11 protein-coding genes and 1 pseudogene are annotated in these 15,564 nt (G+C 73.9%); 5 read left to right on the forward strand and 7 right to left on the reverse strand.

The features are described from left to right. The 5 genes and pseudogenes from KDL01_RS04480 to KDL01_RS04500 all read right to left on the reverse strand — a co-directional run. A pseudogene (locus KDL01_RS04480) lies at nt 1-1,055 on the reverse strand (ABC transporter ATP-binding protein); the annotation flags it as partial. After that, nucleotides 1,055-3,097 carry an ABC transporter ATP-binding protein gene (locus tag KDL01_RS04485; protein WP_212527029.1) on the reverse strand — a complete coding sequence of 681 codons (2,043 nt, stop codon included), beginning with the start codon at nt 3,095-3,097 and terminating at the stop codon, nt 1,055-1,057. The pseudogene KDL01_RS04480 and the gene KDL01_RS04485, both read right to left, overlap by 1 nt. 14 nt (nt 3,098-3,111) lie before the next feature. After that, entirely contained in the window at nt 3,112-4,017 is a 906-nt protein-coding gene (locus KDL01_RS04490) for a hypothetical protein (protein ID WP_212527030.1), read from the reverse strand. 63 nt (nt 4,018-4,080) lie between these two features. Then, the gene (locus KDL01_RS04495) at nt 4,081-5,286 is read right to left on the reverse strand and encodes a glycosyltransferase (RefSeq protein WP_212527031.1); all 1,206 of its coding nucleotides are present in this window, start codon (nt 5,284-5,286) and stop codon (nt 4,081-4,083) included. A gap of 2 nt (nt 5,287-5,288) precedes the next feature. Further along, nucleotides 5,289-6,200: a glycosyltransferase gene (locus KDL01_RS04500; RefSeq protein ID WP_212527032.1), complete on the reverse strand. Its 912-nt coding sequence runs from the start codon at nt 6,198-6,200 to the stop codon at nt 5,289-5,291. Between the two features lie 266 nt (nt 6,201-6,466). Between KDL01_RS04500 and KDL01_RS04505 the strand changes: the two genes are divergently transcribed. Further along, nucleotides 6,467-7,873, forward strand: a complete 1,407-nt coding sequence (locus tag KDL01_RS04505) for an IS701 family transposase (RefSeq protein WP_212527033.1) — start codon at nt 6,467-6,469, stop codon at nt 7,871-7,873. A gap of 137 nt (nt 7,874-8,010) precedes the next feature. Here the strand turns inward: KDL01_RS04505 and KDL01_RS04510 are convergent, their stop codons facing one another. Further along, a complete protein-coding gene (locus KDL01_RS04510) occupies nt 8,011-9,000 on the reverse strand; it encodes an NADPH:quinone reductase (protein ID WP_212527034.1) in 990 nt (329 codons plus the stop codon). Nucleotides 9,001-9,061: 61 nt separating this feature from the next. Then, the gene (locus KDL01_RS04515) at nt 9,062-9,754 is read right to left on the reverse strand and encodes a response regulator transcription factor (RefSeq protein WP_212527035.1); all 693 of its coding nucleotides are present in this window, start codon (nt 9,752-9,754) and stop codon (nt 9,062-9,064) included. Between the two features lie 227 nt (nt 9,755-9,981). On the opposite strand from KDL01_RS04515, the gene KDL01_RS04520 reads away from it, so the two are divergent. From KDL01_RS04520 to KDL01_RS04535, 4 genes are read left to right on the forward strand one after another with little or no spacing between them, the layout of a single operon-like run. Further along, nucleotides 9,982-10,554 carry an SRPBCC family protein gene (locus tag KDL01_RS04520; protein WP_212527036.1) on the forward strand — a complete coding sequence of 191 codons (573 nt, stop codon included), beginning with the start codon at nt 9,982-9,984 and terminating at the stop codon, nt 10,552-10,554. Then, a complete protein-coding gene (locus KDL01_RS04525; protein ID WP_212527037.1) occupies nt 10,551-12,125 on the forward strand; it encodes a class I adenylate-forming enzyme family protein in 1,575 nt (524 codons plus the stop codon). The genes KDL01_RS04520 and KDL01_RS04525 overlap by 4 nt, the downstream gene beginning before the upstream one ends. Beyond that, entirely contained in the window at nt 12,122-14,104 is a 1,983-nt protein-coding gene (locus KDL01_RS04530) for an FAD/NAD(P)-binding protein (RefSeq protein WP_212527038.1), read from the forward strand. Before KDL01_RS04525 ends, KDL01_RS04530 begins: the two co-directional genes overlap by 4 nt. Then, entirely contained in the window at nt 14,101-15,549 is a 1,449-nt protein-coding gene (locus tag KDL01_RS04535; protein ID WP_212527039.1) for a nitrosuccinate lyase, read from the forward strand. The genes KDL01_RS04530 and KDL01_RS04535 overlap by 4 nt, the downstream gene beginning before the upstream one ends. Nucleotides 15,550-15,564 lie beyond the last annotated feature (15 nt).

The raw sequence follows: 15,564 nt of genomic DNA on the forward strand, positions 1-15,564 counted from the left end.
GGGGTGGGGCGAGGCGAGGTCATCGCGGCAGACGTCGCAGGAGCCGCGGCCGCAGCGGCCTGCGGCCGGGCGGCGGCCTGTTCGATCTCGGCGACGCGGTCGCGCACCAGGTCCAGCCTGCGGTAGGTGGCCGACATCCGCTGCAGGCTCTGCAGCAGCACGCTCGCGGTGGTCACCTGCTGGTTCACCTGCGCGGCCAGTACCACCACCATCACCACGTCGCCGACGCTGCGGTGGCCCTCGGCGGCGTCGCGCACCACGAGCAGCACGGCCGCGGCGTATCCGAGGGCGAAGATGACCTGGCCGAGGATGCGCAGCGCGGTGCCGGAGAGCTGTCCGCGCCAGAGGGTGCGGGTGCCGGCGCGCCAGAGCCGGTCGTGCCGGTCCAGCAGTTCGCCGCGCAGCCGGAACACGCGCAGTTCTCCGGCCACGCGCGGGGAGGTGGAGAGGTGGAACAGGTTCAGCGCGACGCGGGTGTCTCCGGCCGAGGCCTCGCGCGCCCGGTCCATCCGCTCCTCCGCGGCGCGGCCGGTGAGCAGCGGGGGGAGTGCGGCGAGCGGGAGCAGCAGCAGCCACGGGTCGAGCCGGGCGAGCAGCACGGCCGTCATCACCATGGCCAGCAGCAGCCCGGTGCAGTTGAGCAGCGCCTCGAAGCCGGCCCGGTAGCGGCGCGACTCCTGCCGCAGCAGGGCCATGGTGTCCGCCAGGGCCGGGTCCTCCTGGTGCTCGATGCCGCGGGTGCCGTTGGAGATCATCGCCAGTTCGCGGTCGAAGTCTACCTCGGCGAGCTCGGACAGCTCGAAGTAGGCGATGTGCGCGAAGTGTCCGAAGGTGATGTTGGCCAGAGCCAGCGTGGCCAGGGCCGCGCCCGCGAGGGTCGCGGCGCCGCCCTCGCCGGCCGCGGCCGAGTTGGTCATCCAGCGCAGCACGGCCGCGAGCAGCGGTGCGGCCACCGCGGCCAGGATGACCAGCACCAGCGCCACGCAGGTACGTACCCTGTCGATCCGCCAGGCCGTGGCCAGCATCCGCCACGAGCCGCTCAGTGCGCCCTTCATCAGGCCACCTCCGTCTTCTCGGGCGCGGTGGCCCGGCCCGCGGCGTGCGCGGTGTCCGTTGACGCTGTGAAAGGGTCGGAATCCTCGTCGAGGCCGACGTCCAGATCGGCGTTCAGATCGGCGTCCACCTCGGCGTCGAGGTCGGATTCGAGCTCGCCGTCGTCCAGGTCGACCGGGTCGCCCGCGTCGCCGGAGCCGGCCATCCGGTCGGCCTGGAGGCGGAAGAGGGTGGCGTAGCGGCCGTCGAGGGCGAGCAGCGAGGCGTGGTCGCCCTGCTCGATCACCCGGCCGTGTTCGAGCACGACGATGTGGTCGGCGTGCCGCACGGTGGCGAAGCGGTGCGAGATCAGCACGGTGGTGGCGCCCTCGGCCAGGCGGGCGAACTGGTGGTAGAAGCGGGTCTCGGCCCGCACGTCCATGCTGGCGGTGGGCTCGTCCAGGACGAGTACCGAGGCGCCGTGGCGCAGCGCGAACAGGGCGCGGGCCAGGGCGAGGCGCTGCCACTGGCCGCCGGAGAGGTCCGCGCCGCCGGGCAGGTGCCGGGCCATCGGGGTCTCGAGGCCGCGCGGCAGCCGGTCCAGGGTCTCGGTCAGGCCCACCGCCTCGGCGGCGGCGCGCTGCCCGGTCCGGTCCTCGAGCTGCTCGATCGCGCCGTAGCCGATGTTGTCGGCGGCGCTGACCTCGTAGCGGGCGAAGTCCTGGAAGATCACGGCCAGCCGGGAACGCCAGTCCTGGTGCTCGTATCCGCGCACGTCGGCCCCGTCGGAGCGGATCGCGCCGCCGTCGGGGTCGTAGAGGCGGGCCAGCAGTTTGACCAGGGTGGTCTTGCCCGAGCCGTTCACGCCCACCAGCGCGGTGCACTTGCCGGCCGGGATGGTCAGGTCGAGGCCGTCGAACACCGGGCGGTCAGAGCCCGGATACGCGAAGCGCACGTTCTCGAACCGGATCGCCTCGGTCGGAGCCGGGCAGCGCTCGGCCCGCTCGGCCGCCGCGGTCGCGGTGGCGGCCCGCTGCGGCACCGCGCCGGCGGCCGCCTGGAAGCGGTGCAGCGCCTCGTACGCACGCATGCCGATGGCGATCTGCAGGTCGGCCTCGGGGTAGTACTCGGACAGCCGCAGCGCGCCCAGGGTCGCCTGCGCGGCGATGGCGAACCGGGTCAGCGCCAGGCCGTGCGCGCCGTGCCGGCCGAGCAGGACCAGGGCGAAGACGGTGGCGCACAGCCCCCACAGGGTGTATCCGATGAACGGCTTCAGCAGGATTCTGCGACGCGCGGCCCAGACCGGTCCGAGGAACTCCAGGGTGGCCTCGCGCATCTGCTCGATCAGCCAGCCGGCCAGGCCGAACACCCGGATCTCCTTGGCCGCGCCGGGTCCCGCGGCCACCGAGCGCAGGTACTCGGCCTTGCGGCGCGCGCCGTCGGACTGTACCCGGGCCTCGGCGTAGCGGTTCAGGCCGCGGGTCTGGCCGTAGCGGAAGACGAGCACGGCCGCGGCCACGCCGAGAGCGGCGAGCCAGTTGAAGACCACGCCGATCACCACGACGTAGCCGAGCAGCTGCACGGTCCGGTTGAGCAGGGCCAGCAGCCCGGCGCAGGCCTGGCCGGGGCTCTGCACCGCGAACTCGAGTTCGCTCGCGGCCGAGCGCAGGTCGGCCACCGCCTGCTCGTCTTCGAGCACGGCGACGCCGGGGCTGCCGAGGCTGGCGTCCATCAGCTCGCGGTAGATCAGCCCGTCGATCCGGCGGGCCAGCAGCTCGCCGAGCGAGGTCAGCAGCGGCAGCAGCAGCTGCTGCAGCACGAACACGCCGGCCGAGGCGATGAACGCCCGGGTCAGCGCGCTCCACGCGGCCGAGTCCGGGCCGCCGGCCACGGCCGCGGGCACCCGGCCGAGCACGACGCCGGTGCCGAGGACGAAGGCCACCGGGAGCAGGCCCTGGATGAAGTAGAGCGTGCCGAGCAGCAGCGGGAGCCCCGCTCCGGTGCGCGGCATCAGCCGCAGGATGGATCGCAGTGCGGCGAGATAGAGGCGTAGGCGCTCAGTCATGTCGGGGCCCTCCCTCAGGCCGCGGCGCGGGCGTTGCGGCGCTCGCGCAGTTCCCGATAGGACGCGCAGTCCGGCAGGGACAGCGCGCCGATCAGGTCGTTCATGGTGGCGAAGTCGAGGTACGGGAAGAGCGGAAGCAGCCGGGTGATCGGGGTGTCGTACAGCTCCGCGATCCGCATCCGGTCCGCGTCCGCGCGGCGCGGCTCGTGCACGCTGGGCCGGGGTTCGGCGGTGCGCACGCCCACGGCCTGCCGGTCGAGCACGAAGGCGGCGCCGGCCCGGTGCAGCCGGTAGCCGAGCTCGAGCCCGGCGCCCTCGGTGGTGATCAGGGTCCTGTCGGCGGCGCCGACCGCGGCGAGCAGCTCGGCCGGCGCCGAGACGTGGCCGAGGCGCAGCGCCATCCAGGGCGCGGGCGCGTCGAGCCCGTCCGCACCGCCGTCCAGGCGCGCGAACAGCCGCTCGGCCGGGTCGAGCGCGTCCGGCTCGAACTCGGCCGGGCCGCCGACGGCGGGCTCGACCTCGCGCAGGATCCGGCCGCACACGACGGCCGGACCCTCGTGCGCGGCGTGCGCGGCCAGGTGCGCGGCCACGGCGTTCTCGGCCAGGGCCACGCCGGATTCGACCAGCACGCACAGCGGCGCGCTCAGAGCGGGCAGGGCCGCGTCGAGCGCCTTGGCCACGGTCAGGTCCCCGGCGGGCAGGCAGACGAAGCGCAGGTCGATGATGCGGCGGGCGTCGGCCACGACCGCGTCGAGTTCCGGATGGAAGGCCCCGACGACGACCGTCTCGAAGGCGCCCTGCGCGGGCGGGTCCTGCCCGGCCAGCGCGCTCAGCGTGGCGCCGAGGGCCTCCCGGTGCCACGGTTCGACGACGTACACCACGACGGCGCATGCGTACGCGCCCGGTCCCTGGCTCGACATGATCACTCCTGTTCGATCGGTGGGGCAAGACGTGCGTGAGTGGCCCGAGCCGTGGGCGGCGCCTCAGCCGAGGGTCGCGAAGGCCGGGGTGAGCGGTTCGAGGGCGGGGCGCCAGCCGTCGGCCAGGGCCTCGAGCCGGTCCGCCGCGACGCCGGCGCCGTCCACCGCGGCCATCAGGCCGGCCGTGTGCCGGGCGTTGGCGTGGCAGGCTGCTGAGGCCAGCAGGTGCGCGGCGGCCTCGCGGATGCGCTCGGGCGCGGCGTCAGCGGGCACGAACCGGCCGACGCCGAGCTCCTCGGCCATCACGGCGGTGTGCGCCTGGTCGAGCGGGACCCGGCCGGAGCCGTCGGGGTCGAACGCGGTGACACACAGGAGGTTGACACCGTGGGCCAGCGCCCGCATCGCGGTGCCGTGGCCGCCGTGCGTGACCACGAGGCGGGCGCGGCGGATGAGCTCGTCGTGCGGGGCGAAGCGCACGGCCCGGGCGTTGGCCGGCACCCGCAGGGACCGCGGATCGACCATCGCGGTGGTCGCGACCACGCGCACCGGCAGGGGGGCCAGGGCGTCGAGGGTGCGCTGCAGCTTGTCCGCGTCGGCCTGGGATTCGGCGGTGCTGAAGGAGACCACGACCAGCGGGTCGGTGCCCGGGGGCTCGGCCGTGGCCGCGCCGGCCGCCTGGGCGCCGCGCGGGTCGAGTTCGAGGATCGGGCCGCCGTGGCGCACGGTCGACAGGCGGGTGCGGTCCGGTCCGTCGAGCTCGCGCAGGGTGTTGACCTGGACCAGGTCGGCCGCTCCCCACAGCTGGGCGATCGACGGCAGCGCCGGGAATCCGCTGCCCATGCGCACGCCGCTCTGGTAGCGCATGTGCTCGAGCCAGGAGCCGAAGCTGCGATGGAAGTAGCTGTGCAGCATCACCGCGCTCGGCACGCCGAGTTCGGGCGCGACGCAGTGCGCCGCGCTGAACTTCGCGTCCAGGATCACCGCGTCCGGACGGCGCGACCTGGCGAGCCCGAGCACCTCCTCGCCGACGACGGGGGAGGTCAGGAAGCCCAGCACCGCGCCGAGCGGGTGCCAGGCGTAACGTGCCTGCTCGTCCGGGACCGTGCGCAGCTCGATCCCCTCGAAGCCGGCCGCGGTGACCCGCGGCACCATCTCCTGCTGCCCGGCGAACACGACCTCGTGGCCGCGGGCGGCCAGCCGGCGGGCGATGCCCAGGCTCGGCGGGATCTGTCCCCCGCCGTCCCAGCACGCCCAGAGGAATGTGGCCATGCCTATCGCCCCTTCCACCAGGACGGAGCGGTGTCCGGGATGCCGTACCGCTCGATCACGTCGTTCGTCGTCATGGGATTGATGTAAGGGAACAGGGGCAGCAGGCGGCTGTAGGGGGTGCCGTACTTGCGCGCCATGTAGCGGTAGTTCACGGCCGCGGAGTGCCGGATGGCCTCGCTGTCCTTGCCGTGCGGCAGGTGCACCGTGCGGGCCGTGCGCTCGAGCCGGAACCGGGCGCCGTCCAGGTGCAGCCGGTAGCCCAGGTCCAGGTCCTCGGCGCCCCAGGAGCGGAAGTTCTCGTCGAACATCCCGACCCGGCGGATCTGCTCGGTGCGGGCCGAGACGTTCGCGGTCCAGAACACCAGCCAGGGCGCCGGGACCCAGTCGAACTCGTCGCCGTACTTGGAGTAGAACTCCTCGCGCATGTCGCACAGGTGCGGGATCCCGGCCATCCGCCGCGCGGTGCCGTCCGGATCCCGCGGGTCGGCCAGCCGCGCGACCTCCTCGAGGTGGACGGTGTCGTTGGCGAATCCGTAGATGTAGCCGATCACCGCCTGCGGGCGCGCCATCGCCGCGTGCGCGGTCAGGTGCGCGGCCAGCAGGCCGCTGTCGGCGAGCAGGCCGGAGTCGAGGAACACGCACAGTTCTCCGCGCGCGTTGCGCACGCCGAGGTTGCGGGCCGCGGCCGCGCGGAACCCCTCGTCCGGCTGCACGTGGTACTGGAGGTTGAGCCGGGTCCGGAACCCGTCCACGACCTCGGCGGTCTCGTCGCTCGAACCGTCGTCGCCGACCACCACCTCGAACCGGTTGCTCGGCACGGTCTGGCGGCACAGCGACTCGAGGGTGTGGCGCAGCAGCCCGGCCCGGTTGTAGGTCGGGATCACCACGCTGCATTCGAATACGTCATCAGTCATTTTCGTCGCTCCCGTGGCGGGCCGGCGGGCGTGGGCCGGCTCCTCGTCGCTGTGAGTATCGACGCCGGGACCGGGCCGCGACCCGCGGACGGGCGCCGATCTGTCAACTCCGGGGCCCGCCTCGGGGTGCCGGGACCCGGAACAGGGGTGAGATCGCAGGCTGCGGACCTGCTCGGGCGGGGCGCCGGAGGTTAGCGTGGTCGAGGACGACGAAAGGGCCCTGACGTCACCGAAACCTGTCCGATCTATAAGGAGCGGGATTTCAGGTGGTGAAGAAGAGTACGGGAACCGACGCCACGGTGCACGCCGTGCGCAGCATGTCTTCGGGGGCGTGTGAGCGTGCGTCGGAGGGACTGTTCCAGCAGGTCAGCTCGGCTGTGTTGGAAGTTCTGCCGCGCAGCGACCAACGGCGCGCGGGCGCCGAGTATCTGCACGGACTGCTCGAGGCGGACGGACGCAAGTCGGCCCGCAACCTGGCCGCGCACAGCGGCGGGCAGGCGAACGAGCAGAGTCTGCACCATTTCGTGAACGCCTCGTCCTGGGACTGGTCGGCCGCCCGCCGCGCGTTGGCGCGCCGGGTGACCGAGTCCTGGACGCCGAGTGTCTGGGTGGCCCGGCCGGTGGTGATCCCCAAGTCGGGGGCCGGCGCGGTCGGGGTCAACCGGCGGTTCGTGCCCGCGCTGGGCCGCGCCGTCAACGCCCAGCAGGTGGTCGGGCTCTGGGTGGCCTCCCCGTCGGTCAACTGCCCGGTCAACTGGCGCATCCACCTCACCGGCAGCTGGCTGGCCGACGCCGGCCAGCGCAGCCGGTGCGCCGTACCCGAGACGGCGCGCGCCGAATCACTGCACGAATGCCTGGTCGAGACGGTGCTCGAGACCGCCACCGCGTGGGGTCTGGAGAGCCGGCCGGTGGTGCTCGACGCCCGCGGCGCGGACGTCGGCTGGGCGCTGCGCAGGCTGCGCGCGGCCGGCCTGTCCGTGCTGGTGCGCGTCGACCCGGAGCAGCGGCTGGTCAGCCCGCCCGCGCCGCGCGACGGCGGCCGCCGGATCGCCACGGCCGGCGAGCTGCACCGCGTGCTGCGCGGCACCCGCCGCACCGCCGCGCCCTGGGTGGACCGGGGCGAGGACGGCGAGATGAGCGCCGGCGTCGTGGTCGCGGCCGGGCGGGTGCTGCTGGCGGACGGGCTGATCCCGGCCCAGCGCAGCGCGCCGGGCGCGGGAACCGCTTCCGCCACGGGAACCGCTTCCGCCACCCACGGCGGGAACGCGGGGAACGTCGGGAACTCCCGGATGTCGAACGTGACCCCGATCGGCCGGCGTCCGGCCGCGCGGCGGATCGGCCCGAGCGCCCCGGAGGAGTTCTCGCTGCTGGCCATCGAGGAGCGCGGCTGCGCCGAACCGCAGCTGTGGCTCACCGATCTGACCGACGCGCCGCTGCTCACCCTGTTCCGGATGAGTACCCTGATCCAGCAGGTGGACGCGGACTACGACCGGATCGGGGACCGGGTCGGCCTGCGCGACTTCACCGGCCGCTCCTACGCCGGCTGGCACCGCCACGCCACCCTCGCCTCCGCGGCCTACGCGGTGGAGGCGCTGACCCGGGCGCACCGCCAGGACCGCGCGGCCCCGCGCGGCGGGCGGCTGCGCCAGCTCGGCGGCCTGCGGGCGGCCTGAGCCACACGTGACGACGGTCCGGCACTCTGCCCGAGTGCCGGACCGTCGCCGTGTGTGCTCTGATCATCGAGATCTGAGTGCGGAGAAGAGCGGGCGCCGGTGGTGGGCCACCGGCGCCGTCTGGGTGGACAGTGTACTTATTCGTCCGTCTCGTCCACGGTCAGCACGTAGCGGTGCCCGTGCTGGCCGCCCTCCTCCACCGCCCGGTGCGCCTTGGCCGCCTCGGACAGCGCCATCCGGCGCAGCGCCCGGGGGCGCAGCCGGCCCGCGGCCGTCAGACGATTGATACAGCGGGCCGCGTCGGCCAGCTCGCCGGTGGTGGCCTGGGAGATGGCGAAGCCGCGGATCGAGCCGTCCTTCATGTAGAGGGTTCCGGCGGGCAGCACCGGAGTGGTGGCCACGCCCGCGAGCAGCACGATGCGCCCGCGCCAGGCCAGCGAGCGCGCGGCGGCCTCCAGGTCGTTGCGGCCCGAGCAGTCCAGGTGCAGGTCCACCCCCTGGGGGCACAGCCGCGCGATCCGCGGATAGAGGTCCTCGGCGCGGTAGTCCAGGGCGTGCGCGGCGCCGAGCTCGAGGCAGTGGTCCGCGTCGGCGGCGGAGGCCACGGCGATCACGCGGGCGCCGGCTTCGGCCGCCATCGCCACCATCGCGCCCCCGACGTTGCCGCCCGCGCCGAGCACCAGCACGTCCTGTCCGGCGCTGAGCCCGCCGTGGGTGAACAGGCCCAGATACGCCGTGGCGGCCGGGTGGCCGAGGGCGACCGCCTCGAGCGGATCGACGCCCGGCGGCAGCCGGTAGACCCGGTCCTGGGCGGCCACCGCGTAGTCGGCGGCGGCGCCCTGGCGGCCCTCGTGGCCCAGGCTGTTGCACCAGACCCGGTCGCCCGGGCGCAGGTCCGTCACGCCGGGCCCGGCCTGTTCGACCGTGCCGACCAGGTCGCGCCCGACCACGAAGGGGAAGGGCACCGGGGTGCGGTAGACCCCCGAGCGCAGGAAGGTGTCCACGGCGTTGACCGTGCTCGCCTCCACCCGCACCAGCACGTCGGTCGGGCCGGGCACCGGCGTCGGCAGGTGCCCGTACCGGATCTCCTCGGGGGCACCGAGCCGTTCGATGTAGGCGGCACGCATCGGGCCGCACCTCCTCGTCGCAGGGTCGGGATGGCAGTGGTCGTCAAGGCAGTGCTCTGTGTCACGGCACGTTGGGCACCGTGACCAGGCCCTGGCGCAGGGCCGTGGCCACCGCCAGGGTGCGGTTGGGCGAATCCATCTTCGCCAGCAGGTTCGTCACGTGGCGCTTGACCCCGTGCTCGGATATGGTCAGCCGGCGCGCGATCTGCTTGTTGCTCAGGCCCTGCGCGAGCAGGGAGAGCACCTGGTGCTCGCGGGCGGTCAGGGAAAGGCCGCGCGCGTGCCCGGCGCCGACCCCGACACCGCGGGTGATCAGGGCCCTGGCCAGGCCGGCCGGGATGGAGATCTCCCCGGCGGCCAGCCGGTCCACGGACTCGCGCAGCCGGTCCAAGGTGGCCTCGCGCTGGATCAGGAATCCCTGCGCGGCCAGCATCGTCGTCTCGTCGACGGCGCCGAGCTCGAGGTCCTCGAGCAGCAGCAGCAGTCGGGCGCCGTGCCCGCGCACCGCCGCGGCCACCGGGCCGGCACACGGATCACAGGCACGGCACACCACGATGCCCGGGCGTTGCCGGGCCAGCAGCTCGAGCGCCTCGTGCTCGTCGCCGCACGCGGTCACCGCGGCGACCGTCTTCACTCCTCGCAGCATACTGATCAGCCCGTGCCGTAACAGCTCGTTGGCGATCACCACCAGCAGCGTCACCTGCTCGGGGGCGGGGACGGCCGGGCGCTGACTGAACTCGATGTCGGCTAGCATGATCCCCCATCTCACTCCTCGGGTCCACGACACCGCCGTGGGAACACGTCAGTGGGCATGCGCTCTGCCCCGGATTCCAGTGTGCGCACGGTGAAGCACGGGACCCAATGCGTCACACGACGATCTGTCAGATGCCCGGCGCCGCCCGCCGCCGGCCCGCGGCGGGACTTGACTGAAGCCGTCACGGGCCTTTGACCCGCTCCGGGCCCCGCGCCGATGCTCCCGGCATGACAACTCACACCCCTGACACCAGCACGGTCGGCGCGTCCACGACCGCGACCGTGCCCCTGTTCGTCAACCGTGCCGAGGTGCGGGTGGCGGCCGACCCGGAGACCGTCTACGCCCTCGTCACCGACCTCGGCCGCAGCGGCGAGTGGAGCCCCGAGTGCACCGGCGGCGCCTGGATCGGCGAGCCCGCCCAGGTCGGCTCGGTCTTCCGGGGCGAGAACTACCGCGCCGAGGACGTGGTCGGCTGGGCCCCGCTGATCCGCGGCGAGTGGACCACCGAGGCCGAGGTCGTGGTGGCCCGCCAGGACCGCGAGTTCCGCTGGGCCATGCGGGACAAGGAGACCGGCCGCACCCAGCTGAGCGTGTGGGGCTTCGTGGTCGCGCCCGAGGGCGACGGCAGCGTGCTGGCCCACGAGTTCCAGATGGACGAGCCCACCGAGGGGATCCGGAAGATCACCAAGGACATGGGCGAGCAGGGCCGGTCCCGGTTCATCGTCGAGTGGGGCGAGAAGATCCAGGGCGACCTGGTGGCCACGCTCGACCGGATCAAGGAAATCCTGGAGAAGCGATGATCCTGCAACGCGTCCGCAACCGCGGCATCCGCCTCGGCACCATCTTCGAGCGGGCCGCGGCACGCCACCCGAACAGCGTCCTGACGATCGACCACGACCTCGACGTCGTGCCCGACTTCCCCCGCCGCGCCACCGTGGCCGAGTGGGCCGAGCTGGTCGACGAGCTCGCCGCGCGGCTGAGCGCGGCCGGCGTGCGCGCCGAGGAGCGCGTGGTCGTGCACAAGAGCCACTGCTTCGACATCACCCTGCTGGCGCTCGCGCTCTCGCGCATCGGCGCCATCCCGGCCCTGCTCTCGTCCAAGCTGGACGGCGAGACCGTCGCCGCCCTGGTGCGCCGGGCCGACCGGCCGGTGCTGCTGACCGACCAGGACAAGCTGGAGCAGGACCTGCCCGCGGAGGTCTTCGAGCTCTCCCGCGCCGTCATCCTGGCCGCGGGTACCCACCCGCGGGCCGTGTCCCTGGCCGACTACGCCGGGGCGCCCCGGGTCCCCGCGGTGGTGCGCGAGCCGAGCCTGCCCGCGATGATCACGCACACCTCGGGCACCACCGGCGTGCCGAAGCTGGCCGTGCACACCGGGTTCAGCCTCGAGTCGCGCTACCGGCCGCAGGCCACCGTGGCCAAGCTCTGGCTGCGCGGCAGGCACGTGGTGGCCATCAACGTCTCCTTCGTGCACTCGCGGATGTTCACCGCGCTGCCGATCTCGCTGCTGCAGGGGCACGACGTGCTCGCCATGCGCGAGGAGGACCCGGAGATGGTCGGCGCGCTGTTCGCCGCCGAGAACCCGACCGTGCTCGAGGCGCATCCGAACACGTACATGGCCTGGGAGGAGCTGGCCGAGGACCCGCGCCGTCCGCTGGCGAACGTGAAGGTCTTCTCCAGCACCTTCGACGCCATCCACCCGCGCACCGTGCGCCTGATGCTCGAGGCCACCGCCCGCCGGCGGCCGATGTTCGTCCAGATGTACGGCCAGTCCGAGATCGGGCCGGTCACCATCCGCAGCTACCGGCGGCGCAAGGGCGCCGACGGCGACGGACGCTGTGTCGGCGTCCCGTTCTATGGATTCACCGGCGCGCACGTGGTGCGCCGCGGCGAGAAGCGCTCGACCAAGGAGAACCCCGGCTTCATCGAGATCGCCAGCAACGGACGCATCGTCACGTACTTCGGCGAGCAGGAGCGCTACGACAAGCAGGCCTCGAGCCGGGTGTGGTGGCGCATGGGCGACGTCGGCTACCGCACCCGCTGGGGCTGCGTGCACCTGCTCGACCGCGAGGTCGACGTCATCGAGGGCTTCGGCAGCACGCTCGCGGTGGAGGACGCCCTCTTCAGCCGCCTGCACCAGCTGACCGAGGTGGTCGTGGTGCCGGGCCCGGACCGCTCCGCGGTCCCGGTGATCTGCACCCGCGGCGACGAGCCGATCGACCCGGAGGCCTGGCGCACCGCGGTGCGCGACCTGCCCCCGATGGCCCCGCCGGTGCTGCTGCGCCTCGACGAGGTGCCGCACACCGCGACCGCGAAGGTACGCCGGCTCGAGCTGGCCCGACAGTTGACGGAACGGAGCGTGATGCGGTGAACGCCCGCGGCGTGAAGGAGATCTGCATCGTCGGATGCGGACCGCGCGGCCTGTCCGTGCTCGAGCGGCTGTGCGCCAACGAGCGCGCCGGCACCGGCCACGAGCGGGTGACCGTGCACGTGATCGACCCGGTCGCGGCCGGCCCCGGCTCGGTCTGGCGCACCGGCCAGTCCCAGCACCTGCTGATGAACACGGTCGCCTCGCAGATCACCGTGTTCACCGACGACAGCGCCCAGATCGAGGGCCCGATCGAGCCGGGACCCTCGCTCTACGAGTGGGCCCGCGGCCTCGCCCTGCTGGGCGAACTCGGCGGCTACGACGAGGCGGTGATCGAGCAGGCGCGCGAGATCGGCCCGGACACCTACCCGACCCGGGCGCTCTACGGCAGCTACCTCAGGGACGCGTTCGACCGCATCGTGCGCAACGCCCCGGCCCACGTGCAGGTGGTCGTGCACCGCTCGCGGGCGGTGGCGATCGCGGACGTGCAGGGCGTGTCCGGCGGGCCCCAGGGCCTGCGGCTCGAGGACGGGGTGCGCCTGAACGCCCTCGACGCCATCGTGCTGGCCCAGGGCCACGTGCCGGTGCACCTGTCCCCGCGCGAGGCGCGCGCCGCGAGCCTCGCCCGTATCCACTACCTGACGTACATCACGCCCTCGAACCCCGCGGACGTGGACCTCGACGCGATCGAGCCCGGGCAGAACGTGCTGCTGCGCGGTCTGGGCCTGAACTTCTTCGACTACATGACCCTGCTCACCGCCGGGCGCGGCGGGCGCTACACCCGGGACGCGGAGGACCGGCTGGTCTACGAGCCCTCGGGCCGCGAGCCGCGGCTGGTCGCCTTCTCCCGCCGCGGCGTGCCCTACCACGCCCGCGGCCGCAACGAGAAGGGCGCCACCGGCCGCTACCTGCCCCGGCTGCTCACCCCCGCCTACATCAGGGAACTGCGCGGCGCGCACGGCGACCGCTCGCTCAACTTCAGCCGCGACCTGTGGCGGGTGATCGCCCGCGAGGTGGAGAGCGTCTACTACTCGACGCTGCTGCGCCAGGGCGGGCTCGGCGAGCGCGAGTGCGAGGCCTTCCTGGACGACTACCTGGCCGCCCCCGACGGCGAGCTGGCCGAGGTGCTCGACCTCTACGGCATCGCCGAGGGCGACCGCTGGGACTGGCAGGCGCTCTCCCGCCCGCACGGGGACCGCGAGTTCGCCGACCGGCGCGAGTTCCGCACCTGGCTGCTCGGCTACCTCGAGCGGGACATGCGCGAGGCCGACGTCGGCAACCTCAGCAGCCCGCTCAAGTCCGCCCTCGACGTGCTGCGCGACCTGCGCAACGAGATCCGGCTCGCGGTGGACCACGCGGGTCTGGAGGGCGGCTCCTACCGGGACGACCTCGAGGGCTGGTACACCCCGCTCAACGCCTTCCTGTCCATCGGCCCGCCCGCCTCCCGGATCGAGGAGATGATCGCCCTGATCGAGGCCGGGGTGCTGGAGCTGACCGGCCCCGGCACCGAGATCCGGCTGGAGTCCGGACCGGACGCCGCGTTCGTCGCCTCCAGCCGGCAGGTGCCCGGCGAGCCGATCCGGGCCAGGACCCTGATCGAGGCCCGGCTGCCCGAGATCGACCTGCGCCGCACTGCGGACCCGCTGCTGCGCCACCTGCTCGAGACAGAGCAGGCCGCGCCGTACCGGATCCCGGGCGAGCACAGCGACTACGTCACCGGCGGCCTCGCCGTCACCGAGCGGCCCTACCAGCTGCTCGACGCGCGCGGCCGGGCGCACCCGCGCCGGTTCGCCTACGGGGTGCCGACCGAGTCCGTGCACTGGGTCACCGCGGCCGGGATCCGGCCCGGGGTGGACTCGGTCACCCTCGGCGACTCGGACGCGATCGCCCGGGCGGTGCTGGCGCTGCCCCCGGCCACCAGCGTGCCCGCCGCGGTGCGGCCGCCGGAGGCCGAGGTGGACCTGACCGGAGTGCTGATATGAGGGTTCTGGAGGATTCCGGGCTGCTCTCCCCGGTTCGCGCCGGGACGGCGGTGGAGGCCGCCGTGAGCGATGAGGCCTGGCTCCAGGCGATGCTCGACGCCGAGGCGGCCCTGGCACGTGCCCAGGCCCGCCTCGGCGCGGTGCCCCCGGACGCGGCCGCGGCGGTCACCGCCGCGGCCCGGGCCGAGAAGCTCGACCTGCGCGCCGTGGCCACCGCGGCCCGGGAGAACGCGAACCCGGTGGTGGCGCTGGTGCGCGCGCTCGGCGCCGTGGTGCGGGCCGAGCACCCGGAGGCGGCCCAGTACGTCCACCGCGGCTCGACCAGCCAGGACGTGTTCGACACCGGCGCGATGCTGGTCTGCGCGCGGGCCCTGCGGATCATCCGGGCCGACCTGGCCCGGGTCGCCCAGGCCTGCGCGGTGCTGGCGCTCGCGCACCGCGACACCGCGATCGCCGGCCGGACCCTGGCCCTGCACGCGGTGCCGACCACGTTCGGGCTCAAGGCGGCGGGCTGGCGCAGCCTCGTGCTCGATGCCGACCACCGGCTGGGCCTGCTGCTGGACCGCAAGTCCGCGCAGGCGCTGCCGGTCTCCCTGGGCGGCGCGGCCGGGACGCTCTCCGGCTATCTGGCGTACGCGCCCGCGGAGAACGCGCCCGCAGAGAACTCGTCGGCTGATTCGCTCAAGGAATCAGAGGCCTTCGACATCGACGGGATCGGCGAGCCGTACCACGTCCGGCTGGTCGCGGCGTTCGCCGACGAGACGGGCCTGGCCCCGCAGACGATCCCGTGGCACGCGCTGCGCACCCCGACGGCCGACCTGGCCGCGGCCCTGGGCTTCACCGCCGGGGCGCTCGGCAAGATCGCCGCGGACGTGCAGTCCCTGGTCCGCACCGAGGTCGGCGAACTGGCCGAGCCCGGGCCCGCGGGTCGCGGCGCGTCCTCGGCCATGCCGCACAAGCGCAACCCCGTCCTGGCCACCCTGATCCGTTCCGCCGCGATCCAGGTCCCGGCGTACGCCTCGGTGCTGCTGCACTGCGCGGCGGCCGAGGACGAGCGCTCGGCCGGGGCCTGGCACGCCGAGTGGCTGCCGCTGCGCGAGTGCCTGCGGCTGGCCGGCGGCGCGGCGCAGGCGGCGGTCGAACTGACCGAGGGCCTCGAGGTGCGCCCGGACCGGATGCGGCGGAACCTGGGCCTGACCCGCGGTCAGCTCGTCTCCGAGCGCGTCGCCGCGGTCCTGGCCCCCGAACTCGGCAAGGACGAGGCGCGGGCGCTGGTCACCGAGGCCTGCCTGAAGGCCGCGGACTCCGGCGAGGAGCTCGCCGAGGTCCTGCGCCGAGGACTCGGCCACCTGCCGCACGACCTCGAAGAGCTCTGCGACCCCGCGAACTTCACCGGCGCGGCCGCCGAACTGGTGGACCGGGCGCTCGCGGTGACGGGGGAGTGAGGGATCGTCCCGGGC

The sequence above is a fragment of the Actinospica durhamensis genome (genome assembly GCF_018139695.1).
GTDB classification, from domain to species: domain Bacteria; phylum Actinomycetota; class Actinomycetes; order Streptomycetales; family Catenulisporaceae; genus Actinospica; species Actinospica durhamensis.